Source organism: Variovorax sp. FW305-3-2-15-B-LB1 (genome assembly GCF_058787635.1).
Genome location: NZ_JBYSZY010000025.1, coordinates 52,213 through 76,364, shown reverse-complemented (window position 1 = coordinate 76,364; position 24,152 = coordinate 52,213). Strand labels below are relative to the sequence as shown.

General features: G+C 66.8%; 23 protein-coding genes and 1 tRNA gene. 18 read left to right on the top strand and 6 right to left on the bottom strand.

All coding sequences use genetic code 11. The annotated features are described in order from the left end of the window. Positions 1-37 precede the first annotated feature (37 nt). A complete protein-coding gene (locus AC3WQR_RS17165) occupies positions 38-685 on the bottom strand; it encodes a GntR family transcriptional regulator (protein WP_062473203.1) in 648 nt (215 codons plus the stop codon). 130 nt (positions 686-815) lie between these two features. Here AC3WQR_RS17165 and scpA point away from each other — a divergent pair, with 130 nt between their 5' ends. From scpA to AC3WQR_RS17130, 7 genes are read left to right on the top strand one after another with little or no spacing between them, the layout of a single operon-like run. Beyond that, entirely contained in the window at positions 816-2,981 is a 2,166-nt protein-coding gene (gene scpA / locus AC3WQR_RS17160; RefSeq protein ID WP_492742936.1) for a methylmalonyl-CoA mutase, read from the top strand. 11 nt (positions 2,982-2,992) lie between these two features. Continuing rightward, entirely contained in the window at positions 2,993-3,466 is a 474-nt protein-coding gene (locus tag AC3WQR_RS17155) for a GNAT family N-acetyltransferase (protein ID WP_062473207.1), read from the top strand. A 44-nt stretch (positions 3,467-3,510) separates the two neighbouring features. Next, positions 3,511-4,509, top strand: a complete 999-nt coding sequence (gene meaB, locus AC3WQR_RS17150) for a methylmalonyl Co-A mutase-associated GTPase MeaB (RefSeq protein WP_447748775.1) — start codon at positions 3,511-3,513, stop codon at positions 4,507-4,509. 59 nt (positions 4,510-4,568) lie between these two features. Continuing rightward, a complete protein-coding gene (locus AC3WQR_RS17145; RefSeq protein ID WP_062473211.1) occupies positions 4,569-6,113 on the top strand; it encodes an acyl-CoA carboxylase subunit beta in 1,545 nt (514 codons plus the stop codon). 21 nt (positions 6,114-6,134) lie between these two features. Further along, positions 6,135-8,183, top strand: coding sequence for an acetyl-CoA carboxylase biotin carboxylase subunit (accC, locus tag AC3WQR_RS17140; RefSeq protein WP_492742935.1), 2,049 nt, complete (start codon positions 6,135-6,137; stop codon positions 8,181-8,183). Next, the gene (gene bioB, locus AC3WQR_RS17135) at positions 8,183-9,220 is read left to right on the top strand and encodes a biotin synthase BioB (protein ID WP_062473215.1); all 1,038 of its coding nucleotides are present in this window, start codon (positions 8,183-8,185) and stop codon (positions 9,218-9,220) included. The genes accC and bioB overlap by 1 nt, the downstream gene beginning before the upstream one ends. Continuing rightward, a complete protein-coding gene (locus AC3WQR_RS17130; RefSeq protein ID WP_056580047.1) occupies positions 9,217-9,702 on the top strand; it encodes a VOC family protein in 486 nt (161 codons plus the stop codon). Before bioB ends, AC3WQR_RS17130 begins: the two co-directional genes overlap by 4 nt. Here AC3WQR_RS17130 and AC3WQR_RS17125 read toward each other — a convergent pair. Further along, positions 9,692-10,189, bottom strand: a complete 498-nt coding sequence (locus AC3WQR_RS17125; RefSeq protein WP_062473217.1) for an Lrp/AsnC family transcriptional regulator — start codon at positions 10,187-10,189, stop codon at positions 9,692-9,694. The two genes, AC3WQR_RS17130 and AC3WQR_RS17125, sit on opposite strands and share 11 nt — an antisense overlap. A gap of 116 nt (positions 10,190-10,305) precedes the next feature. On the opposite strand from AC3WQR_RS17125, the gene yedA reads away from it, so the two are divergent. Further along, positions 10,306-11,229 carry a drug/metabolite exporter YedA gene (gene yedA, locus AC3WQR_RS17120; protein WP_369629169.1) on the top strand — a complete coding sequence of 308 codons (924 nt, stop codon included), beginning with the start codon at positions 10,306-10,308 and terminating at the stop codon, positions 11,227-11,229. Positions 11,230-11,241: 12 nt separating this feature from the next. Here the strand turns inward: yedA and AC3WQR_RS17115 are convergent, their stop codons facing one another. The 4 genes from AC3WQR_RS17115 to AC3WQR_RS17100 form a co-directional block, all read right to left on the bottom strand. After that, positions 11,242-11,877 carry a LysE family translocator gene (locus tag AC3WQR_RS17115; RefSeq protein WP_492676657.1) on the bottom strand — a complete coding sequence of 212 codons (636 nt, stop codon included), beginning with the start codon at positions 11,875-11,877 and terminating at the stop codon, positions 11,242-11,244. Next, positions 11,874-12,506 carry an RnfABCDGE type electron transport complex subunit B gene (locus tag AC3WQR_RS17110; RefSeq protein ID WP_492742933.1) on the bottom strand — a complete coding sequence of 211 codons (633 nt, stop codon included), beginning with the start codon at positions 12,504-12,506 and terminating at the stop codon, positions 11,874-11,876. The genes AC3WQR_RS17115 and AC3WQR_RS17110 overlap by 4 nt, the downstream gene beginning before the upstream one ends. A gap of 19 nt (positions 12,507-12,525) precedes the next feature. Next, positions 12,526-13,986 (bottom strand): polyhydroxyalkanoate depolymerase, encoded by a 1,461-nt coding sequence (locus AC3WQR_RS17105; protein WP_492684071.1) that lies wholly within the window; start codon positions 13,984-13,986, stop codon positions 12,526-12,528. A gap of 155 nt (positions 13,987-14,141) precedes the next feature. Then, a complete protein-coding gene (locus AC3WQR_RS17100) occupies positions 14,142-15,338 on the bottom strand; it encodes an amino acid aminotransferase (RefSeq protein WP_492742931.1) in 1,197 nt (398 codons plus the stop codon). 105 nt (positions 15,339-15,443) lie between these two features. Here AC3WQR_RS17100 and uvrB point away from each other — a divergent pair, with 105 nt between their 5' ends. The 10 genes from uvrB (at position 15,444) to AC3WQR_RS17050 (ending at position 24,102) form a co-directional block, all read left to right on the top strand. Then, a complete protein-coding gene (uvrB, locus tag AC3WQR_RS17095) occupies positions 15,444-17,561 on the top strand; it encodes an excinuclease ABC subunit UvrB (RefSeq protein ID WP_492742929.1) in 2,118 nt (705 codons plus the stop codon). A gap of 238 nt (positions 17,562-17,799) precedes the next feature. Next, entirely contained in the window at positions 17,800-18,336 is a 537-nt protein-coding gene (iscR, locus tag AC3WQR_RS17090; protein WP_056580055.1) for a Fe-S cluster assembly transcriptional regulator IscR, read from the top strand. Positions 18,337-18,423: 87 nt separating this feature from the next. Continuing rightward, positions 18,424-19,644 carry an IscS subfamily cysteine desulfurase gene (locus tag AC3WQR_RS17085; protein WP_062473230.1) on the top strand — a complete coding sequence of 407 codons (1,221 nt, stop codon included), beginning with the start codon at positions 18,424-18,426 and terminating at the stop codon, positions 19,642-19,644. Positions 19,645-19,694: 50 nt separating this feature from the next. Continuing rightward, complete coding sequence (gene iscU, locus AC3WQR_RS17080) at positions 19,695-20,117, top strand: Fe-S cluster assembly scaffold IscU (protein WP_062473231.1); 423 nt, start codon at positions 19,695-19,697, stop codon at positions 20,115-20,117. A gap of 1 nt (position 20,118) precedes the next feature. Further along, a complete protein-coding gene (gene iscA, locus AC3WQR_RS17075; RefSeq protein WP_007828190.1) occupies positions 20,119-20,442 on the top strand; it encodes an iron-sulfur cluster assembly protein IscA in 324 nt (107 codons plus the stop codon). Positions 20,443-20,505: 63 nt separating this feature from the next. Continuing rightward, entirely contained in the window at positions 20,506-21,024 is a 519-nt protein-coding gene (hscB, locus tag AC3WQR_RS17070) for a Fe-S protein assembly co-chaperone HscB (protein ID WP_095947180.1), read from the top strand. 6 nt (positions 21,025-21,030) lie between these two features. After that, positions 21,031-22,893: a Fe-S protein assembly chaperone HscA gene (gene hscA / locus AC3WQR_RS17065; protein ID WP_492742927.1), complete on the top strand. Its 1,863-nt coding sequence runs from the start codon at positions 21,031-21,033 to the stop codon at positions 22,891-22,893. A 13-nt stretch (positions 22,894-22,906) separates the two neighbouring features. Then, complete coding sequence (fdx, locus tag AC3WQR_RS17060; RefSeq protein ID WP_070061051.1) at positions 22,907-23,245, top strand: ISC system 2Fe-2S type ferredoxin; 339 nt, start codon at positions 22,907-22,909, stop codon at positions 23,243-23,245. Next, complete coding sequence (dnaQ, locus tag AC3WQR_RS17055) at positions 23,245-23,952, top strand: DNA polymerase III subunit epsilon (protein WP_095745690.1); 708 nt, start codon at positions 23,245-23,247, stop codon at positions 23,950-23,952. Before fdx ends, dnaQ begins: the two co-directional genes overlap by 1 nt. Before the next feature lie 75 nt (positions 23,953-24,027). Further along, positions 24,028-24,102 (top strand) — tRNA-Val (locus AC3WQR_RS17050). The last annotated feature ends 50 nt before the right edge of the window (positions 24,103-24,152 follow it).

The following is a 24,152-nucleotide window of genomic DNA, read 5'->3' as shown; positions in this document are numbered from 1 at the left end:
CGAAGCGACACGAAGTGCGCGAAGCCTGGGGGTGAACCTAGACCGCGGCTTCCAGGCCGTTGAGGAAGTGCTCGCGCATGCGTGCCATGGCCGTGGCCGCGTCGCGCGCCTCGATGGCCGCCATCACCGCCCGGTGCTCCGCCAACGACTCGCCAATGCGCCCCGCCTTCAGCAGCGAGTTGTGGCGATTGAGCTTCATCACCTTGCGCAGGTCGGCCACCATCTGGTCGCGCCACTTGTTGTTGGCAATGGCCAGGAGACTCATGTGGAAGCGCTCGTTCACCGCAAAGAAGTGCTCGCGGTCTTCCTTGCCGGGGGCGGCGGCGGCTTCCAGCTCGGCGTGCAGCGCCTTCAGCTCGGCGCGCTGGGCGTCGGTGGCGCGCTCGGCCACCACGCCGGCGGCGTCGCTCTCGAGCAGGGAGAGCAGGTGGTACACGTCGGCCAGGTCCTGCTCCGACACCTCGGTGACGTACGCGCCGCGCCGCACCTTCATCGTCACCAGCCCTTCGGCGGCCAGCACTTTCAGCGCCTCGCGCAGGGGCGTGCGGCTGATGCCGTATTCCTCGGCCAGCTTGAGCTCGTCGATCCAGCTGCCCGGCTCCAGCTCGCGGCGGAAGATCCGCTGGCGCAGGAGCTCGGCCACCTCTTCATAGAGGGCGCGGGGGGTCAGGGTGACGGCGGACATGGGCTGAACTGTACTTCAAAATCGCGTTTGAATTAATAATTACAGATGGGTTAGACTTGTGAACGGCTTGCAAATCCGTGCAAGCGACCTTGCGAATCCCGTCAGACCACCGCCTGGAGCGGCGCCTTCCATGAGCAGCAGCACACCCGAACCCACCTACAAGCCGGCCGATCTCGACGCCTGGGCCAAGTCCGCCGCCAAGTCGGCGCCCGGCGGCGACGTGAATGCGCTGAACTGGATCACGCCCGACGGCATCAGCGTGAAGCCGCTGTACACCGCGGCCGACCTGCAAGGCCTGAAGTACACCGACACGCTGCCCGGCTTCGAGCCCTACCTGCGCGGCCCGCAGGCCACCATGTACGCGGTGCGCCCCTGGACCATTCGCCAGTACGCCGGCTTCTCCACCGCCGAGGAATCGAACGCGTTCTACCGCAAGGCGCTGGCCGCCGGCGGCCAGGGCGTGAGCGTGGCCTTCGACCTGGCCACCCACCGCGGCTACGACAGCGACCATCCCCGCGTGACCGGTGACGTCGGCAAGGCCGGCGTGGCGATCGACTCGGTCGAGGACATGAAGATCCTGTTCGACCAGATCCCGCTCGACAAGGTGAGCGTGTCCATGACGATGAACGGCGCCGTGCTGCCGGTGCTGGCGGGCTACGTGGTCGCGGCCGAAGAGCAGGGCGTGGCGCAAGACCAGCTGAGCGGAACCATCCAGAACGACATCCTCAAGGAGTTCATGGTCCGCAACACGTACATCTTTCCGCCGGCGCCGAGCATGCGGATCATTGGCGACATCATCGAGTACACGGCGCAGAAGATGCCGAAGTTCAACTCGATCTCGATCAGCGGCTATCACATGCAGGAAGCCGGCGCCAACCAGGCGCTGGAGCTCGCGTTCACGCTGGCCGACGGCAAGGAGTACGTGAAGACCGCGCTGGCCAAGGGTCTCGACGTCGACGGCTTTGCCGGCCGCCTGAGCTTCTTCTGGGCCATCGGCATGAACTTCTACCTCGAGGTGGCCAAGATGCGCGCGGCGCGCCTCCTGTGGTGCCGCATCATGAAGGAGTTCAACCCCAAGAACCCCAAGAGCCTGATGCTGCGTACGCACTGCCAAACGTCTGGCTGGTCGCTCACCGAACAGGACCCGTACAACAACGTGGTGCGCACCACCATCGAGGCGATGGCTGCGGTGTTCGGCGGCACGCAGTCGCTGCACACCAACGCGCTCGACGAAGCCATTGCGCTGCCCACCGAGTTCAGCTCGCGCATCGCGCGCAACACGCAGCTCATCATCCAGGAAGAGACGCACATCACGAACGTGATCGACCCCTGGGCCGGCAGCTACATGATGGAAAAGCTCACGCAGGACATGGCCGACGCCGCCTGGACCATCATCGAAGAGGTCGAGGCGATGGGCGGCATGACCAAGGCCGTGGACAGCGGCTGGGCCAAGCTCAAGATCGAGGCCGCCGCCGCCGAGAAGCAGGCGCGCATCGACTCGGGCAAGGACGTGATCGTCGGCGTCAACAAGTACAAGCTCAAGAACGAAGACGCGATCGACAGCCTGTCGATCGACAACGTGAAGGTGCGCGAGCAGCAGGTGGCGCGCCTGCAGAGCATCCGCGCCTCGCGCGACAACGCCAAGGTGCAGGCCGCGCTGGACGCGCTCACCGATGCCGCCGAGAACAACACCGGCAACCTGCTGGCGCTGAGCATCGACGCGGTGCGCGCCCGCGCCACCGTCGGCGAGATTTCCGACGCCCTCGAAAAATCATTCGGCCGCCATCGCGCCGACACGCAGAAGGTGACCGGTGTGTACGCTGCCGCCTATGACTCGGCCGAAGGCTGGGAAAACCTCAAGACCGAGATCAACGCGTTCGCCGAGGCGCAGGGCCGCCGTCCACGCGTGATGATTTCCAAGCTGGGCCAGGACGGCCACGACCGGGGCGCGAAGGTCGTTGCCACGGCGTTCGCCGACCTGGGTTTCGACGTCGACATGGGCCCGCTGTTCCAGACGCCCGAAGAATGCGCGCGCCAGGCCATCGAGAACGACGTGCATGCCGTGGGCGTGAGCACGCTCGCCGCCGGCCACAAGACCCTCGTGCCGGCCATCATCGAAGAACTGCGCAAGCAGGGCGCGGACGACATCATCGTCTTCGTCGGCGGCGTGATTCCGCGCCAGGACTACGACTTCCTGTATGAAGCCGGCGTCAAGGGCATCTACGGCCCGGGCACGCCCATCCCGGCCAGCGCCAAGGACGTGCTGGAGCAGATCCGCGCGGCCGTCGCAGTCTGAGACGAAGCGACGTGGGCGATCTCTTGTCGCGGCTGTCGCTGCAGCCCGTGGATTCCAGCGATTTCGAAGACATGCTGGCCGTGCGCATCGATGCGATGCGTCCGAGCCTGGAGCGCGTCGGCCGTTTCGACCTCACGCGCTCGCGCGAGCGCCTGTCGGCCGGTTTCGTGGTGCCGTACATGCACCACATCGTGCTCGACGGTGAGCAGCGCCTGGGCTTCATCACGCTCAAGCCCGAGGACGCGGATGCGCTGCGCCTCGATCACCTGTACCTGCGCACCGGCTTCCAGGGGCGCGGCATCGGCGAATGGGCGCTGCGCTGGGCCAAGGCGCAGGCGCGCGAACAGAAGCTGGACATCAAGCTCACCGCGCTCGTGCAGAGCGACGCCAACCGCTTCTACCAGCGGCACGGCTTCGTGCTCGAAGGCGAGGAGGGCGTCGACCTGCACTACCGCTGGCGCGTGGCGTCGGAGGCCGCGTGCTGAACACCGTCGGCGCGCTCGAACGCGCGCTGGCCGATGCGCCGGGCATGGCGCAGCGGCGTGCCATCGCCAAGGCGATCACGCTGCTCGAATCGACGCGCGCCGACCACCGCGCGCAGGCCGACGAGCTGCTCACGGCCTTGCTGCCGCGCACCGGCGCATCGTTTCGTCTCGGCATCTCGGGCGTGCCCGGCGTGGGCAAGTCGACCTTCATCGAAACGCTGGGCCTGCTGCTGATCGGCAAGGGCCACCGCGTGGCGGTGCTCACCATCGACCCCTCGTCCACCGTGTCGGGCGGCTCCATCCTGGGCGACAAGACGCGCATGGAGCGCCTGTCGGTGCACGAGCGCGCCTACATCCGGCCCAGCCCCTCGAGCGGCACGCTCGGCGGCGTGGCCGAGAAGACGCGCGAGGCCATGCTGGTCTGCGAGGCCGCGGGCTACGACATCGTCATCGTCGAGACCGTGGGCGTGGGCCAGAGCGAAACGGCGGTGGCCGGCATGACCGACATGTTCGTGCTGCTGCAGCTGCCCAACGCGGGCGACGACCTGCAGGCGATCAAGAAGGGCGTGATGGAACTGGCCGACCTGGTCGCCATCAACAAGGCCGACATCGACCGCGACGCCGCCACGCGCGCGCAGGCCCAGATCACCTCGGCGCTGCGCCTGTTCGGCCACCAGGGCAACCCCGACCATGCGCACGCCGTGCACGACGCCCACAGCGGCGTGGAGCGCCGCTTCTGGCTGCCCAAGGTGCTGCAGCTCAGCGCGCTCGCTGGCACCGGCGTCGACGCCTTCTGGGACGCCGTGCTCGAATTCAAGGCGCTGCAGACCGCCAACGGCAAGCTCGCGAAGCGCCGCGAAAAACAGGCCACCGCGTGGATGTGGGAACGCATCGACGCCGGGCTCAAGCAGGCGTTTCGCCAGCACGCGCAGGTGCGCGAGCTGCTGCCGCAACTCACGCAGCAGGTGGCCCAGGGCAGCCTGCCGGCCTCGACGGCGGCGCGCCAGCTGCTCGCCGCGGCAGCCATCACCGCCCGGGTGTGACACCCCGGCCCCCACAAGTCTCTCCCAGCAATCCAGAACCACAGCTTCGGAAGCACACCATGCAAGAACTGATCGAACAACTCGAAAAGAAGCGCGCCCAGGCGCGACTCGGCGGCGGGCAGAAGCGCATCGACGCGCAGCACGCCAAGGGCAAGCTCACGGCGCGCGAGCGCATCGAGCTGCTGCTCGACGACGGCACGTTTGAAGAGTGGGACATGTTCGTCGAGCACCGCTCGGTCGACTTCGGCATGGCCGAGCAGAAGATCCCCGGCGACGGCGTGGTCACGGGCTACGGCATGATCAACGGCCGCCTCGTGTTCGTGTTCAGCCAGGACTTCACGGTCTTCGGCGGCGCGCTCAGCGAAGCCCACGCCGAAAAAATCTGCAAGGTGATGGACCAGGCCATGAAGGTCGGCGCACCGGTCATCGGCCTGAACGATTCGGGCGGCGCCCGCATCCAGGAAGGCGTGGCCTCGCTGGGCGGCTATGCCGACGTGTTCCAGCGCAACGTGATGGCCTCGGGCGTGGTGCCGCAGATCAGCATGATCATGGGCCCGTGCGCCGGCGGCGCGGTGTACTCGCCCGCCATGACCGACTTCATCTTCATGGTGAAGGACAGCAGCTACATGTTCGTCACCGGCCCCGAGGTGGTGAAGACCGTGACGCACGAGAGCGTGACGGCCGAAGAACTGGGCGGCGCCATCACCCACACCACGCGCAGCGGCGTGGCCGACATGGCGTTCGAGAACGACGTCGAGGCGCTGATGATGCTGCGCCGCCTGTACAACTACCTGCCGCTGAACAACCGCGAGAAGCCGCCGGTGCGCCTGGGCAACGACGGCCAGGGCGACCCGGCCGACCGGCCCGACTACTCGCTGGACACGCTGGTGCCCGACAACCCGAACAAGCCCTACGACATCAAGGAACTGATCCTGAAGGTGGTGGACGACGGCGACTTCTTCGAGCTGCAGCCCGACTACGCGAAGAACATCGTGATCGGCTTCGCGCGCATGGAAGGCCAGACGGTCGGCATCGTGGCCAACCAGCCGCTGGTGCTGGCGGGCTGCCTGGACATCAAGAGCAGCATCAAGGCGGCGCGCTTCGTGCGCTTTTGCGATGCCTTCAACATCCCCGTCATCACCTTCGTCGACGTGCCCGGCTTCATGCCCGGCACCGGCCAGGAGTACGGCGGCATCATCAAGCACGGCGCCAAGCTGCTGTACGCGTACGCGGAGTGCACGGTGCCCAAGATCACCGTCATCACGCGCAAGGCCTACGGCGGCGCGTACGACGTGATGGCCTCCAAGCACCTGCGCGGCGACGTCAACCTGGCCTGGCCGCGCGCCGAGATCGCGGTGATGGGCGCCAAGGGCGCGGTGGAGATCATCTTCCGCGAAGACAAGAACGACCCCGAGAAGCTCGCGGCCCGCGAGGCCGAGTACAAGGCCCGCTTCGCCAACCCGTACGTGGCCGGCGCGCGCGGCTACATCGACGACGTGATCCTGCCGCACGAGACGCGCAAGCGCATCTGCCGCTCGCTCGTGATGCTGCGCGAGAAGAAGCTCGAGAACCCGTGGCGCAAGCACGGAAACATTCCGCTCTGAGCCGCACGGAGAAAGAAGAACATGTTCAAGAAGATCCTGATCGCCAACCGCGGTGAAATCGCCTGCCGCGTGATTCAAACGGCCAAGAAGATGGGCATCCTCACCGTCGCCGTCTACTCCGACGCCGACAAGGAAGCCCGCCACGTCGAGCTGGCCGACGAGGCCGTGCACATCGGCGCCGCGCCCAGCCGCGAAAGCTACCTGCAGGCCGACCGCATCATCGCGGCCTGCAAGAAGACCGGCGCCGAGGCCGTGCACCCGGGCTACGGCTTCCTGTCGGAGAACGAAGCCTTTGCGCGCAAGGTCGAGGAAGAGGGCATTGCCTTCATCGGCCCGAAGCACTATTCGATCGCGGCCATGGGCGACAAGATCGCCTCGAAGAAGCTCGCGAACGAAGCCCAGGTCAACACCATTCCCGGCTGGAACGACGCCATCGAGACGGCCGAGCGCGCGGTCGAGATCGCCAAGGACATCGGCTATCCGGTGATGATCAAGGCCTCGGCTGGCGGCGGTGGCAAGGGCCTGCGCGTGGCCTTCAACGACAAGGAAGCCTTCGAGGGCTTCACCTCGTGCCGCAACGAAGCGCGCAATTCCTTCGGCGACGACCGCGTGTTCATCGAGAAGTTCGTCGAGGAGCCACGCCACATCGAGATCCAGGTGCTGGGCGACTCGCACGGCAACGTCATCTACCTGAACGAGCGCGAGTGCTCCATCCAGCGCCGCCACCAGAAGGTGATCGAGGAGGCGCCGTCGCCCTTCATCACCGACGCCACGCGCAAGGCGATGGGCGAGCAGGCCGTGGCGCTGGCCAAGGCCGTGAAGTACCAGAGCGCGGGCACGGTGGAGTTCGTGGTCGGCAAGGACCAGAGCTTCTACTTCCTGGAGATGAACACGCGCCTGCAGGTGGAGCACCCGGTGACGGAGTGCATCACCGGCCTGGACCTGGTCGAGCTGATGATCCGCGTGGCGGCCGGCGAGAAGCTGCCGCTGGCGCAGGCCGACGTGAAGCGCGACGGCTGGGCCATCGAGTGCCGCATCAACGCCGAAGACCCGTTCCGCAACTTCCTGCCGTCGACGGGCCGGCTGGTGAAGTTCCAGCCACCGGCCGAGAGCATGTTCGCGAGCGACACCGGCCACCTGCACGGCGTGCGCGTGGACACCGGCGTGTACGACGGCGGCGAGATCCCGATGTACTACGACTCGATGATCGCCAAGCTCATCGTGCACGGCAAGGACCGCAACGAAGCCATCGCGCTCATGCGCGAGGCACTCAACGGTTTCGTGATCCGCGGCATCAGCAGCAACATCCCGTTCCAGGCCGCGCTGCTGGCGCATCCGAAGTTCGTGGCGGGCGATTTCAACACCGGCTTCATCGCCGAGCACTACGGCAAGGGCTTCCATGCGGAAGACGTGCCGCACGCCGATCCGGCGTTCCTGGTGGCACTGGCCGCCTTCGTCAACCGCCGCTACCGCGCGCGCGCCTCGGGCATCAGCGGGCAGCTCGCGGGCCACGGCGTGAAGGTGGGCGAGCAGTTCGTGGTGGTCGAGCTGGGCCCCGAGGGCAAGCACGTGCACCACGCGGTGTCGGTGAGCGACTTCCAGGACAAGACCGGCGCCAGCGTTGTCACGGTGGGCGACAAGCGCTACCAGATCGAGAGCGACTTCGCGCTCGGCGCGGTGCGCGTGCAGGGCACGGCCAACGGCAAGCCCTTCACGGCGCAGGTGGAGCGCGGCGCGGGCAAGAACCCACTGGCGCTGCGCGTGTCGCACGACGGCACGCAGATCGAGACCATGGTGCTGTCGCCGCTGGGCGCGCGCCTGCTCGAGCTGATGCCCTACAAGGCGCCGCCCGACCTGAGCAAGTTCCTGATGTCTCCGATGCCGGGCCTGTTGGTCGAGGTGTCGGTGGAGCCGGGGCAGCAGGTCCAGGCCGGCGAGAAGCTGGCCGTGATCGAGGCCATGAAGATGGAAAACGTGCTGTTCGCCACGCAGGACGGCGTGGTGGGCAAGATCTCGGCGGCCAAGGGCGAATCGCTCGCCGTCGACCAAATCATTCTGGAGTTCAACTGATGGGTGCCAACGACCTGCAACAGGCAGCAATCACGCTGCACCGCCCGGCCAAGGCCGTGGCGACGCCCCAGGGCCCCTGGTCCGTGGAGGCCATCCAGGCGCTGCTCGACAAGCCTTTCATGGAGCTGCTGTTCGAGGCGCAGACCGTGCACCGCCGGCATTTCCCCGAGGGCGACATCGAGCTGGCCACGCTGCTGTCGGTGAAGACCGGCGGCTGCCCCGAGAACTGCGGCTACTGCCCGCAGTCGGCCGAGTTCGACACCGGCGTGAAGGCGCAAAAGCTCATGGAGGTCGACGAGGTGGTGCGCGCCGCGCAGGCCGCCAAGGACGCCGGCGCCACGCGCTTCTGCATGGGCGCCGCCTGGCGCGCGCCCAAGGACCGCGACGTCGAGAAGGTGGCGGTGCTGGTCGAGGCCGTGAAGGGCCTGGGCCTGCAGACCTGCGCCACGCTGGGCATGCTGGAGCCGCACCACGCGCAGCAGCTCAAGGCCGCGGGCCTCGATTACTACAACCACAACCTGGACACCGCGCCCGAGTACTACACCGACGTGGTCGACACGCGCACCTACCAGGACCGCCTGGACACGCTGGCGGCCGTGCGCAGCGCCGGCATCAGCGTGTGCTGCGGCGGCATCGTGGGCATGGGCGAGCAGCCGGTGCACCGCGCCGGGCTGATCGCACAGCTCGCCAACATGGACCCGTACCCGGAGTCGGTGCCGATCAACAGCCTGGTGCGCGTGCCCGGCACGCCGCTGGCCGATTCGGAGCCGGTCGATCCCTTCGACTTCGTGCGCATGATCGCCGTGGCACGCATCACCATGCCGACCGCGCGCGTGCGCTTGTCGGCCGGCCGCCAGCAGATGGGCGAGGCGGTGCAGGCCCTGTGCTTCATGGCCGGCGCCAACTCGATCTTCTACGGCGACAAGCTGTTGGTCACCGGCAACCCCGACGTCGATGCCGACGTGCAGCTGCTGCGCAAGCTCGGCCTGCGCTCGCACCGCACGCAGGAGCAGGCCGAAGAAGGCGGCTGCGCATGACCACGCCGCGTCCCTTCAAGGTGCTGGGCATCCAGCAGATCGCCATCGGCGGCCCCGACAAGCTGCGGCTGCAGAAGCTGTGGGTCGACATGCTGGGGCTCGAGGTGACGGGCACCTTCCGCAGCGAGCGCGAGAACGTCGACGAAGACATCTGTTCGATGGGCAGCGGCCCGTTCAAGGTCGAGGTCGACCTGATGCAGCCGCTGGACCCCGAGAAGAAGCCGGCGGTGCACACCACGCCGCTGAACCACGTCGGCCTGTGGATCGACGACCTGCCCAAGGCCGTCGAATGGCTCACGGCGCAGGGCGTGCGCTTTGCGCCGGGCGGCATCCGCAAGGGCGCGGCCGGTTTCGACATCTGCTTCTTGCACCCCAAGGCCAACGACGAGTTCCCGATCTCGGGCGAGGGCGTGCTGGTCGAGATGGTGCAGGCGCCGCCCGAGGTGGTGACGGCCTTCAACGCGCTCGCCGCTACGCGCTGAGCGCCTTGCGCACCGGCGGCTTCACGTCGGCGCGCTGCGGCGGCAGCATCGGCTGGTGCTCGCGCGCCGGGTTCAGGATGATCGAGGTCGCAGTCTCGGTCAGGATGCAGAACTTGGCGAGCACCGCATCGAGGTGCGGCACGTCGATCACCGCGATCTCGAGGATCCAGCTGTCCTCGCCGGTCACGTTGTAGGCATTGACGCACTCGGGCGTCTCCTGCACCAGCTTCACCACGAGGTCGTAGTCGGCCCGCCCGACGCGGATGATTCCGCGGATGCCGTAGCCCAGCCGTGTGAGGTTCACGGTGGCGCGGTAGCCGGTGATGACGCCGGCGGCTTCCAGCTTTTTCACGCGCTCGGTCACGGCCGGCTGGCTCAGGTGCACGCGGCGGCCCAGCTCGGCCATGCTCAGGCGCGCGTCGGCCTGCAGTTCGGCCAGGATGCGGGTGTCGTGGGCGTCCAGCGTGGGGGTCAAGGTGAAGTCCATGGAAGTCCTTTAATTCGACGGTGCGGTGCGAGCAGAACCATGAAATTCGCATGGCTGCCGGGCGGTGGCTTTCATACCATGACGGGCATCCGATACCAAGAAGAGACACCCTCGATATGTCGACACTCGCCACGCCCGCGCAGGCCGCGCCTGCCGCTTCCTCCTCGCGCCCCCGGCTGACGCCGCTGCTGTGGCTGTGCCTGGCCGCCACCTGGGTGGTCTGGGGCTCGACCTACCTGGCCATCAAGTACGCGCTGATCAGCTTTCCGCCGTTCCTGCAGATGGGCTCGCGCTTCCTGGTCGCGGGCGTGCTGCTGGCGGCGTGGATGCGCTGGCGCGGCACGCCCTGGCCGACGCGCCTGCAGTGGCGCAATGCGCTGGTCGTCGGCGCGCTGATGCTCGGCGGCGGCATGGGCGGCACCGCCCTGGCCGAGGTGTCGATCGGCTCGGGGCTGGTGGTGGCGTTCATTGCCGTCATTCCGTTGCTGATTGCGCTCTTGAACCTGATCTGGGGCGTGAAGCCGGCGCGGCTCGAGGCGGCCGGCATCGCGCTGGGGCTCGTCGGCGTGCTGATGCTCACGCAGGGCAGCGGCTTCAAGGCCTCGCCCGAGGGGCTGGTGGCGATCTGCGTGGCCTGCATCTGCTGGTCGCTCGGCAGCGTGCTGAGCCAGCGCAAGCTGCCGCTGGCACCCGGCGCGATGGGCTTCGCGAGCGAGATGCTGTGCGGCGGCGTGGTGCTGATGGTGCTGGCCGCGGCGTCGGGCGAAACGATGAGTTGGCCGCCGCAGCCGGTGGCGCTGGGGGCTTGGGTCTACCTCGTGGTGTTCGGCTCGCTGATCGCGTTCAACGCCTACATGGTGCTTCTCGCACAGGCGCCGGCCGGGCTGGCGGCGAGCTACACCTTCGTCAACCCGGTGATCGCGATGCTGCTGGGCGTGTGGATCGCCCACGAGACGGTCACGCGCTTCGAGTGGTACGCCGTGGGCGTGGTGCTGGCGGGCGTGCTGCTGTTGCTGTTCAAGCGCCCGCAGAAGGGCTGAGTTCGACGAGGCTCAGGCCGGGCGGCGCCAGAAGGCGAGGGTGGCGGCCAGCAGCCACATGCCGACCGCGCAGCTGCGGTTGAGCACCTTGAGGCCGCGGCGCGAGAGCCAGCGCACGGCCTGCGTGCCGGCGCCGGCATAGGCCAGCATCACGCAGGTGTCGAGCACCACGAAGATCGCGCCCAGCACCAGGTACTGCATGCCCTGGGGCTTGGCGGTGTCGATGAACTGGGGCAGGAAGGCGGCGAAGAACAGCACCGTCTTCGGGTTCGACAGCGCCACCATCAGGCTGCGCACGAGGGCAATGCGCCCGTGCGGACGGACCTCGACGGCCGACTTGGCCAGCGCCGTGCCCAGGTCGGTCGCCTCGCTGCGCCACAGCTTGATGCCGAGCCACACCAGGTAGGCCACGCCCGCGACGCGGATCGCGTTGAAGAGCCATTCCGAGGCCGCGAGCAGCGAGCCCAGCCCGAGCGCCACGACCGCGATCAGCGAGACGCTGCCCAGCGAGGCGCCCGCGATGCCCCAGCTGGCGCGGCGCATGCCGCCGTCGATGCCGTTGGACAGCGCCAGCAGCATGGTCGGGCCGGGGATCACCGCCAGGGCGAGCGAGGCGACGGCGTAGATCAGCAGGGTGTCGAGGGTCATGGTTTGGTGGCAGCTTGGCGTTGTTCGGCGGCGGCGCGGGCACGTGCCAGGGCGGCTTCGACGATGGAGCGCTTGCGCGTGTCGGCGGCCTGCGGTTCGGTGGCGGCAGGCGCGGGTTCGGCCTCACGCTTCGCGGTCTCGCGATGTCGGGCGTGCAGCTTGTAGCGCTGCAGTGCGGCCTCGGCCTGTGCCTGCGACCACGCCTGCCAGCCGCTGCGACCGGGTGTTTCGACTTCGAGCGAGATGCAATCGACCGGGCACACCGGAATGCACAGCTCGCACCCCGTGCAGTGCGCCTCGATCACCGTGTGCATGCGCTTGTGGATGCCGATGATCGCGTCGGTCGGGCAGGCGTCGAGGCAGAGCGTGCAGCCGATGCACCAGGCCTCGTCGATGACCGCCATGGCGCGCGGGCCCTCGGTGCCGAACTGCGGATCGAGCGGTTGCGCGGCGCGGCCCGTGAGCAGCGCGAGGCGCTCGATGCCCTCGGCACCGCCGGGCGGGCATTGGTTGATGTCGGCCTCGCCGTCGGCGATGGCCTGCGCATAACCCGCGCAATCGGGGTAGCCGCACCGTGTGCACTGCGTTTGAGGCAGTGCGTCGTTGATGCGTGCGGCCAGCCCGTTCACGGTGGGTGATGCGCGCGGCTCAGCGCGCGGCGCTGGCGCGGGGCTTCTTTGCCGCTGCGGCCGGCTTCTTGGCAGCCGGCGCAGCCTTCACGGCGACCGCTTTCTTGGCGGCGACCGGCGTCTTGCGGGCCGCGGCGGTTGCCACGACCTTCAGCTTCTGGCCCGGCTTGATGCGGTCTTCGGCCGGCAGCTCTTCGCGCGCACCGGCGCGGCGCTGGGGCTCGTCGCTGGCGGCGATGAAGTTGCGCACCTTCGGGTAGACCAGGTCGCGCCAGCGGCGGCCGCTGAAGATGCCGTAGTGGCCCGCGCCCTTGACCTCGTAGTGCTCGCGCTTGGCGTCGGCGATGCCGGTGCACAGGCTGTGCGCGGCCTGGGTCTGGCCCGAGCCGGAGATGTCGTCGAGTTCGCCTTCGACGGTGAGCAGGGCGGTGGCATGGATGTCCTGCGGACGCACGCGCTCCACCTGGCCGGCGGGGCTCTTCACGTCCCAGGTGCCGTTGACCAGGTCGAAGTCCTGGAACACGGTGCGGATGGTCTCGAGGTAGTAGTCCGCGTCCATGTCGAGCACGGCGTTGTACTCGTCGTAGAACTTGCGGTGGGCTTCGGCGCTGGCGTCGTCACCCTTGATCAGGTCCTTGAAGTAGTCGTAGTGGCTGCTGGCGTGGCGGTCGGGGTTCATGGCCACGAAGCCCGTGTGCTGCAGGAAGCCCGGGTAGACCTTGCGGCCCGCGCCCGGGAAGCCTTGCGGCACGCGGTAAATCACGTTGTTCTCGAACCACTCGAAGCTCTTGTTGGTCGCGAGGTTGTTCACGGCCGTGGGCGATTTGCGCGCGTCGATCGGGCCGCCCATCATGGTCATCGTGAGGGGCAGCGGCTCGCCGCGGCTGGCCATGAGCGACACGGCCGCCAGCACCGGCACGGTGGGCTGGCACACGCTCACGACGTGGCAGTTGCCGTACTCGGCCTGCAGGCGGCGGATGAACTCCTGCACGTAGTTGATGTAGTCGTCCAGGTGGAACTCGCCGTCCGACAGCGGCACCAGGCGCGCGTTCTTCCAGTCGGTGATGTAGACCTTGTGGTCCTGCAGCATGGTGCGCACGGTGTCGCGCAGCAGCGTGGCGTAATGGCCCGACAGCGGCGCCACGATCAGCACCACGGGCTGGCTCTTGAGCGTCTTGAGGATATGCGGTTCGTCGGTGAAGCGCTTGAAGCGGCGCAGTTCGCAGAAGGGCTTGTCGAGCTCGACGGCCTCCTGGATCACGACCTCTTCGCCGTCGACCTTGACGGACTTGATGTTGAACTCGGGCTTCTCGTAGTCCTTGCCCAGCCGGTACAGCAGGTCATAGCCGGCGGCCATGCGCTGTGCCATCGGCAGTTGGCTCCAGACGGCGCCGGGGCCGTAGAGCTTGGAGGCGGCCTGGGCGAAGTCCGAAAAGGGCTCCATCAGGGAACGCTGGGCTTCGTAGAGTTGATAGAGCATCGCGGGTCTTTGAGTGGATGTTGCAGTGCAATATATCAGTGCATTTGCCGCGGCGCAGGGGGCCGAACCCTAGCCCGCAGCGGGCTGGATTCGGCTTCTGTGGCCGAATGTGAACGAATCGTCAAAAAGTCGATTCACTCACACCCGGTTGTCACCTAGATGACCTTCGCAATCGACGCGCAGACGTAGTCGATGTTCTTGCTGTTGAGCGCGGCGACGCACATGCGGCCGGTGTCGGTGCCGTACACGCCGAACTCGTTGCGCAGGCGCACCATCTGGTCCTTGGTCAGGCCCGAGTAGCTGAACATGCCGATCTGGGTGGTGATGAAGCTCATGTCTTCCTTCACGCCGGCGGCCTTCAGGCCGTCGACCAGCTTCTGGCGCATGGCCTTGATGCGCACGCGCATCTCGCCCAGTTCCTTTTCCCACAGGGCGCGCAGCTCGGGGGTGCCCAGCACCGCGGCCACCACGGCGCCGCCGTGGATCGGCGGGTTGCTGTAGTTGGTGCGGATGGCGATCTTGAGTTGCGACAGCACGCGGCCGGCTTCTTCCTTGTTCTCGCACAGCACCGACAGGGCGCCGACGCGCTCGCCGTACAGGCTGAAGCTCTTGGAGAACGAGGTCGAGACGAAGAAGGTCAGGCCGGCGTCGACAAACTTGGCGACGGCCGCGCCGTCTTCCTTCAGGCCGTAGCCGAAGCCCTGGTAGGCCATGTCGAGGAAGGGCACCAGGCCCTTGGCCTTGACGGCGGCGACCACCTGGTCCCACTGCGCGGGCGTGATGTCGTAGCCGGTCGGGTTGTGGCAGCAGGCGTGCAGCACGACGATGGTACCGGCCGGTGCCGCGTTCAGGGCGGCCAGCATGCCGTCGAAATTGATGCCGCGCTGGGCGGCGTCGTAGTAGGGGTAGCTTTCGACCGTGAAACCGGCGTTGGTGAACAGCGCGCGGTGGTTTTCCCAGCTCGGGTCGCTGATCAGCACGGTGGCGTTGGGGTTGAGCTTCTTGAGGAAGTCGGCGCCGACCTTCAGGCCGCCGGTGCCGCCGATGGCCTGGATGGTGGCCACGCGGCCGGAGGTGACGGGCTCGCTCTCGGGGCCGAAGACCAGGCCCTTGACGGCGTTGTCGTAGGCCACGATGCCGTCGATCGGCAGGTAGCCGCGGGCCGAAGGGGCCTTCATCATGTTCTGCTCTGCGGCCTGCACGCACTGGAGCAGGGGCAGCTTGCCGTTGTCGTCGTAATACACGCCGACGCCGAGATTGACCTTGTTGGGGTTGGTGTCGGCTGCAAATTGCTCGTTGAGGCCGAGGATCGGGTCGCGCGGCGCCATTTCGACCGCGGTGAACATAGACATGGAAAGGTCCTTTGGGATGAAAGCTTCGCTGGCAACCGGAGGAGGCTTTATCCTTTCCGGTTGCCTTGAATTTTACCGGCGCCACGCCACCTGTCGGGAACAGCCATGCCAGAGAACACCGAAGCCATAGCAGACCTGAAGAAACTCGACCCCATCGGGCCGGCGAAGCAGGGCGAATTCATCCGCTACCCCGATTCGCCGTTCGAGCTGTTCCAGCCCTATCCGCCGGCGGGCGACCAGCCCGCGGCCATCGACGGCCTGGTGGCCGGCGTGCTCGACGGCGAGGTGTTCCAGACCCTGCTGGGCGTGACGGGTTCGGGCAAGACCTTCACCATGGCCAACGTGATCGCCCGCCTGGGCCGTCCGGCCATCGTGTTCGCGCCCAACAAGACACTGGCGGCGCAGCTGTACAGCGAATTCCGCGAGTTCTTCCCGAAGAACGCTGTCGAGTACTTCGTGAGCTACTACGACTACTACCAGCCCGAGGCCTACGTGCCGCAGCGCGACCTGTTCATCGAGAAGGACTCCTCGATCAACGAGCACATCGAGCAGATGCGCCTGTCGGCCACCAAGAGCGTGCTGGAGCGGCGCGACACGGTCATCGTGGCCACGGTGAGCGCCATCTACGGCATCGGCACGCCCGAGGACTACATGGAGATGCGGCTGATTGCCCGCGTGGGCGACAAGGTCGGCCAGCGCGACCTGATCTCGCGGCTCATCCGCATGCAGTACACGCGCAACGAGCAGGACTTTGCGCGCGGCACGTTCCGCGTGCGCGGCGACACCATCGACGTGTTTCCGGCTGAGCACAGCGAGCTGGCGATCCGCTTCGAGCTGTTCGACGACGAGATCGAGTCGCTGCAGCTGTTCGACCCGCTCACCGGACGCATCCGCCAGAAGGTGCCGCGCTTCACGGTGTACCCGTCGAGCCACTACGTGACGCCGCGCGACAAGGTGCTGGCGGCGGTGGAAACCATCAAGATCGAGCTGGCCGGCCGGCTCAAGGAGCTGACCGGCTCGGGCAAGCTGGTCGAGGCGCAGCGGCTGGAGCAGCGCACGCGCTTCGACCTGGAAATGCTGGCCGAAATCGGCCACTGCAAGGGCATCGAGAACTACACGCGGCACCTCTCGGGCGCGCAGCCCGGCGACCCGCCGCCCACGCTCACCGACTACATGCCGAAGGACGCGTTGATGTTCCTCGACGAGAGCCACCAGATGGTCGGCCAGCTCAGCGCCATGTACAACGGCGACCGGGCGCGCAAGGTCACGCTGGTCGAGTACGGCTTTCGGCTGCCGAGCGCGCTGGACAACCGGCCGCTCAAGCTCGAGGAGTTCGAGCAGCGGGTGCGCCAGTGCATCTTCGTGTCGGCCACGCCCGCGCAGTACGAGAAGGACCACGCCGGCAACGTCGTCGAGCAGCTGGTGCGGCCCACCGGGCTGATCGACCCCGAGGTCGAGGTGCGTCCCGCCACGCACCAAGTGGACGACGTGCTGGGCGAGATCCGCATCCGCGTCGACAAGAACGAGCGCGTGCTGATCACCACGCTGACCAAGCGCATGGCCGAGCAGCTCACCGACTACCTGGGCGACAACGGCGTGAAGGTGCGCTACCTGCACAGCGACGTCGACACGGTCGAGCGGGTGGAAATCCTGCGCGACCTGCGCCTGGGCACCTTCGACGTGCTGGTGGGCATCAACCTGCTGCGCGAGGGGTTGGACATTCCCGAGGTGTCGCTGGTGGCGATCCTCGATGCCGACAAGGAAGGCTTTCTGCGCGCGGAGCGCTCGCTGATCCAGACCATCGGCCGCGCGGCGCGCAACCTGAACGGCAAGGCCATTCTTTATGCCGACCGGATGACCGAGTCGATGAAGAAGGCCATGGGCGAGACCGAGCGCCGCCGCAACCGGCAGATCGCCCACAACGAGGCGAACGGCATCACGCCGCGCAGCATCGTGAAGCAGGTGCGCGACCTGATCGACGGCGTCTACAGCGAGAAGACCGGCAAGGAAATGGCCAAGCTCGACCTGGAACGCGCCAAGGTCGAGGACATGAGCGAAAAGGACATTGCCCGGGAAATCAAGCGGCTCGAAAAGCAGATGCTGGAGCACGCCCGCAACCTCGAGTTCGAAAAAGCGGCCCGGGTGCGCGACCAGCTGGCGCTGCTGCGCGAGCAGGCGTTCGGGGCGTCGGGCGGCGACAACATCGCCGGTTTGGCGTCCTGATTTCAGCTAGGTCATAAGTTCGCTTTCTTCAAGCGAACCGCGCTGGGGTTTACCCGAGCAGATCTCAGGGGCTTCTGCTATACTTGACCGAAATACTCAACAACAAAGAACTTCGCGATGAAGGACCGACTCCTACCGGCTGGTTCACCAGCGTCGGGGTCGGGCAGGGCGGAGACGAAGTCACCGCGGCCCAAGGCTGTGGTGTCATTTCAACGGTAAGCACTTGAAGGAGCTTGCGATGCGTCTCACTACCAAAGGCCGTTTTGCGGTCACAGCAATGATCGATCTGGCGTTGCGTCAGAACACCGGTCCGGTCACGCTGGCTGCGATCAGCCAGCGGCAGCAGATTTCGTTGTCGTACCTCGAACAGCTGTTCGGCAAATTGCGCCGCCACGAGCTGGTCGAGTCGACCCGCGGCCCCGGCGGCGGCTACAGCCTCGGACGCAAGGCGGCGGACATCACGGTCGCCGACATCATCGTGTCCGTCGACGAGCCGATCGATGCCACGCAGTGCGGCGGCAAGGAAAACTGCCTCGGTGAGCAGGGTCGCTGCATGACGCACGAACTCTGGGCCTCGCTGAACCAGCGCATGGTCGAGTTCCTCGACTCCGTCACGCTGCAGAAGCTGGTCGACGACCAGATCGCCAAGGGCGTGCAGATCGAGAACAAGCCGGTCGTCAAGCGCGCCATCTCGGCCCAGCCGGTGGTCAAGCCCATCCGCGTGAATGCGCCGAATTCGGTCTTCGCCCTCGGCAACGTCTTCGCGAAGTCCTGACCCGATGAGTCCGGCGATGCCTGCGGGCATCGCCCTGAGTTTGCCCTGATCCCAGAACACAACCCCCCACGCCAGCCCGAGCCAGCCATGGACGTCACTCCTCATTTCCCGATCTATCTCGATTACGGCGCCACCACGCCGGTTGACCCGCGTGTGGTCGACGCCATGATTCCCTGGTTGCGCGAACATTTCGGCAACCCGGCATCGCGCAGCCACGCCTGGGGCTGGGAAGCCGAAGAGGCGGTCGAGAAGGCGCGCGGCCAGGTGGCCGACCTGATCAACGCCGACCCGCGTGAGATCGTCTGGTCGTCGGGCGCCACCGAGTCGATCAACCTGGCGCTCAAGGGCGCGGCCCACTTCTACAAGGGCAAGGGCAAGCACCTGATCACCCTGAAGACCGAGCACAAGGCCGTGCTCGACACCATGCGCGAACTCGAGCGCCAGGGCTTCGAAGTGACCTACCTCGACGTCGAGGAAAACGGCCTCGTCGATCTCGAGAAGTTCAAGGCGGCCATCCGCCCCGACACCATCCTGGCCAGCGTGCTCTTCGTGAACAACGAAATCGGCGTGATCCAGGACGTGGTCGCGCTGGGCAACGCCTGCCGCGAAAAGGGCGTGATCTTCCACGTCGACTCGGCCCAGGCCACCGGCAAGATCGACATCGACATCACGAAGCTGCCCATCGACCTGATGAGCCTGGCTTCGCATAAGACCTACGGCCCCAAGGGCATCGGCGCGCTGTACGTGCGCCGCAAGCCGCGCATCCGCCTCGAAGCGCAGATGCACGGCGGTGGCCATGAGCGCGGCATGCGCTCGGGCACGCTGCCCACGCACCAGATCGTCGGCATGGGCGAGGCCTACCGCATCGCCAAGCTCGAGATGAAGGACGACATCGCCCATGCGGCGCGCCTGCAGAAGCGCCTGCTCGACGGCCTGAAGGATGTCGAACAGGTCTTCATCAACGGCGACCTCGAGCGCCGTGTGCCGCACAACCTGAACATGAGCTTCAACTACGTCGAAGGCGAGTCGCTGATCATGGGCATCAAGGGCCTGGCGGTGTCGTCGGGTTCGGCCTGCACCTCGGCCAGCCTGGAGCCCAGCTATGTGCTGCGCGCCCTGGGCCGCAGCGACGAGCTGGCCCACAGCAGCCTGCGCATGACCATCGGCCGTTTCACGACCGAAGAAGAAATCGACTACGCCATCTCGACCATCAAGCACAACGTCGCCAAGCTGCGCGAGCTGAGCCCCCTGTGGGAGATGTTCCAGGACGGCGTCGACATCAGCACGATCCAGTGGTCGGCCCACTGACCCAGGCCAGCCCAAGGCTCCACGATTGAACAAAGTTTGAGAGGTACACCATGGCATATTCTTCCAAGGTCATCGACCACTACGAAAATCCCCGCAACGTCGGCTCCTTCGAAAAGGGCGACGACTCGGTAGGCACCGGCATGGTCGGTGCACCGGCTTGCGGCGACGTGATGAAGCTGCAGATCAAGGTCAACCCCGAAACCGGCGTGATCGAAGACGCACGCTTCAAGACCTACGGCTGCGGCTCGGCCATCGCCTCGTCGTCGCTCGTGACCGAATGGGTCAAGGGCAAGACGCTCGACGAAGCGGCAGCCCTCAAGAACGCCCAGATTGCCGAAGAACTGGCGCTGCCGCCGGTCAAGATCCACTGCTCGATCCTCGCGGAAGACGCCATCAAGGCGGCCGTGAGCGACTACAAGGCCAAGCACGGCGCCAAGACCCCCGAGTCGACCGCCGAAGCTGCTGTTCACTGAGATGGCCGTCACGCTGACCGAAGCCGCTGCGCGCCACGTCACCCGCTACCTCGGCAAACGGGGCAAGGGCGTGGGCGTGCGGCTGGGCGTGAAGACCACCGGCTGCTCGGGCCTGGCCTACAAGCTCGAGTACGTCGACGAGTTCACGCCTGAAGACGTGGTGTTCGAAGACCACGGCGTGAAGGTGCTGGTCGACCCGAAGAGCCTGGCCTACATCGACGGCACGCAGCTCGACTTCGTGCGCGAAGGCCTGAACGAGGGCTTCAAGTTCATCAACCCGAACGAACGTGATCGCTGCGGCTGCGGCGAAAGTTTTCGCATCTGATGCGTCGTCGCTGACCGCGACCACAGCCGCCACCATGTCATGTGCTGGCGGTTTTTTCTTGCCATGAATCTGAACGACACCGACTTCCAACTGTTCGCCGTCCCGGCGACCTTCGCGCAGGACCGCGCCGTGCTCGACGCGCGCTGGAAGGAACTGCAGCGCGAGGCGCACCCGGACCGCTTCGCCGCGCAGGGCGCCGCGGCGCAGCGCGTGGCCATGCAGTGGTCGGTGCGCATCAACGAGGCCTACCAGCGGCTCAAGGACCCGATCCGTCGCGCGAGCTACATCTGCGAACTCAACGGCGCGCCGCTGAATGCCGAGAACAACACGGCGATGCCCGGCGCCTTTCTGATGCAGCAGATGGAGTGGCGCGAAGCGCTCGACGACGCCCGCGACATCGCCGCTGTCGAGGTGCTGCAGGAGGACGTCGAAACCACGCGCGCCCGCGCACTCTCGTCGCTCGACTGGCTGATCGACGAAAAGGGCGACTACCCCGGCGCCGTGCAGCAGGTGAGAGCCCTCATGTTCATTGAGCGCTTCAGCCAGGACGTCGAAACAAAACTCGATCAGTTGGGACAATAAGCCCTTATGGCTCTTCTTCAGATTTCCGAACCCGGCCAGGCGCCCGACCCGCACCAGCGCCGTATCGCCGTGGGCATCGACCTGGGCACCACGCACTCGCTGGTGGCCTCGGTGCGCAACGGCGTGGCCGAGTGCCTGCCCGACGACCAGGGCCGCGTGCTGCTGCCCTCGGCCGTGCGCTACCTCGACGGCGACCGCCGCCAGATCGGCTTCGACGCCGTGGCTGCACGCGCGCAGGACCCCGCCAACACCATCACCTCGGTCAAGCGGCTCATGGGCCGCGGCCTGGCCGACATCGCGAACCGCGATGCCATGTCGTACCGCATCGGCGGTGACGACGGCGGCATGGTCAAGGTGCAGACCTCGGCCGGCGAGAAGTCGCCCGTCGAGATCAGCGCCGAGATCCTGGCCACGCTGCGCTACCGCGCCGAAGACACCTTCGACGACGAGCTCTACGGTGCCGTCATCACCGTGCCGGCGTACTTCGACGAAGGCCAGCGCCAGGCGACCAAAGACGCCGCACAGCTGGCAGGCCTGAACGTGCTGCGCCTGATCAGCGAGCCGACCGCCGCTGCCATTGCCTACGGCCTGGACAACGCCAGCGAGGGCGTCTACGCGGTCTACGACCTGGGCGGCGGCACCTTCGACATCTCGATCCTGCGGCTCACGCAGGGCGTGTTCGAAGTGATCGCCACGGGCGGCGACTCGGCCCTGGGCGGCGACGACTACGACCATGCCATCGCCGACTTCGTGCTTGCGCAGACCGGCCGTCAGGCCGGCAGCGACAACGACCGCGCCGCGCTGCTCGTGGCCGCGCGTGCCGCCAAGGAGGCACTGACCGATGCCGAGTCGACCCTCTTCAGCGCCGCGCTGGCGGGCGGCAAGGCCGAATTCACGCTGACGCGCGCGCATTTCTTTGCCGCCACGCAGGCGCTCACCGACCGCACCCTCGCGGCCGTGCGCAAGGCGCTGCGCGACGCGAAGCTCAAGCCCGAAGACCTGCAGGGCATCGTGCTCGTCGGCGGCTCCACGCGCATGCCGCAGATCCGCAGCGCGGTGGCCGCCTATTTCGGCCGCGAACCACTGATCAACCTGAACCCCGACGAGGTCGTGGCGCTTGGCGCCGCGATCCAGGCCAACCAGCTGGCCGGCAACAACGGCGCGGGTGAACTGCTGCTGCTCGACGTGATCCCGCTGTCGCTCGGCATCGAGACCATGGGCGGCCTGGTCGAGCGCATCGTGCCGCGCAACCAGACCATCCCCACCGCGATGGCGCAGGACTTCACGACCTACCAGGACGGCCAGACGGCGCTGGCGCTGCATGTGGTGCAGGGCGAGCGCGACCTCGTGTCCGACTGCCGCAGCCTCGCGCGCTTCACGCTGCGCGGCATCCCGCCGATGGCGGCCGGCGCGGCGCGCATCCGCGTGACCTTCACCGTCGACGCCGACGGCCTGCTGAGTGTGAGCGCCAAGGAGCAGGGCAGCGGCGTCGAGGCCAGCGTGGCGGTCAAGCCGTCGTACGGCCTGTCGGACGACCAGATCGCGACCATGCTGCAGGAGAGCTTCTCCACCGCCCAGCAGGACATGCAGGCCCGTGCGCTGGTGGAATCGCGCGTCGATGCCGACCGCATGCTGCTGGCCACGCAGAGCGCGCTCGATGCCGACGGTGACCTGCTGAGCGCCGAAGAACGCGCCGCCATCGACGCCTCGATGGCGCGGCTGCGCGAAACCGCCAAGAGCAGCAACGAAGCCGCCGCGATCGAAGCCGCCACGAAGGCGCTGGCCAACGACACCGAAGCCTTCGCCGCCCAGCGCATGAACGCGGGCATTGCACGCGCGCTCGCCGGCCGCAAGGTCGAATCCCTGTAGACAGAACCATTTCATGCCCACGATCAAGATCTACCCGCATCCCGAGTACTGCCCGCAAGGCGCCGAGATCACCGCGCCCGCCGGCACCTCGATCTGCGAGGCCCTGCTCGACCACGACATCAACATCGAGCACGCCTGCGAGATGAGCTGCGCCTGCACCACCTGCCACGTGATCGTGCGCGCGGGCTTCGACTCGCTGAACGAGGCGGAAGAGGGCGAAGAAGATTTGCTCGACCGCGCCTGGGGCCTGGAGCCGCAATCGCGCCTGAGTTGCCAGTCGATCCTGGCGCAGGAGAATGTGACGATCGAGATTCCGAAGTACTCGATCAACCACGCCAAGGAAAACCACTGATGTCGCGCCAGATCGTTCTCGATACGGAAACCACCGGGCTCTCTGCGGAGAACGGCGACCGCATCATCGAGCTGGGCTGCGTGGAGCTGTTCGCGCGCAAGCTCACCGGCAACGACTTGCACATCTACTTCAACCCGGAGCGCGAGAGCCACGAGGACGCGCTCAAGGTCCACGGCCTGACCACCGACTTCCTGCGCGACAAGCCGAAGTTCGCCACGCTGGGCAAGGACATCATCGAGTACCTGCGCGACGCCGAGCTGATCATCCACAACGCGGCCTTCGACGTCGGCTTTCTCAACAAGGAATTCGAGCGCGCCGGCCTGCCGCCGCTCAAGACCTTCGTGAGCGAAGTGACCGACACGCTGGCCATGGCCAAGCTGGTCTACCCGGGCAAGCGCAATTCGCTCGACGCGCTGTGCGACCGCTTCGGTGTCGACCGCTCGAACCGCACCTTCCACGGCGCCAAGCTCGACGCGCAGCTGCTCGCCGACGTCTACATCAACCTCACGCGCGGGCAGGACGCCCTGCTGATCGACGTGGCCTCGAACGAACCCGCGCAGGGCACCACCGTCGTGGCCATCGACCTGAGCCAGTTCGAGCTGCCGGTGATCGCGGCGGCCGAGCACGAACTCAGCGCGCACGAGGCCGTGTTGTCGCAACTCGACAAATCCAGCGGCGGAAAAACTTTATTTCGCCAAAACAGCTGAAAAGCTATGGCATAATCTGAGGCTTCGCACAACGCGATACGTGTTCAAGACACTGAACTCAAAAGCAGTGTCTCAGGGCGGTTAGCTCAGGGGTAGAGCACAGCATTCACACTGCTGGGGTCGGAGGTTCGAAGCCTCCACCGCCCACCATTTCAGACCTACGACAGACGGCACCATCAGGTGCCGTTTTCGTTTCAGGC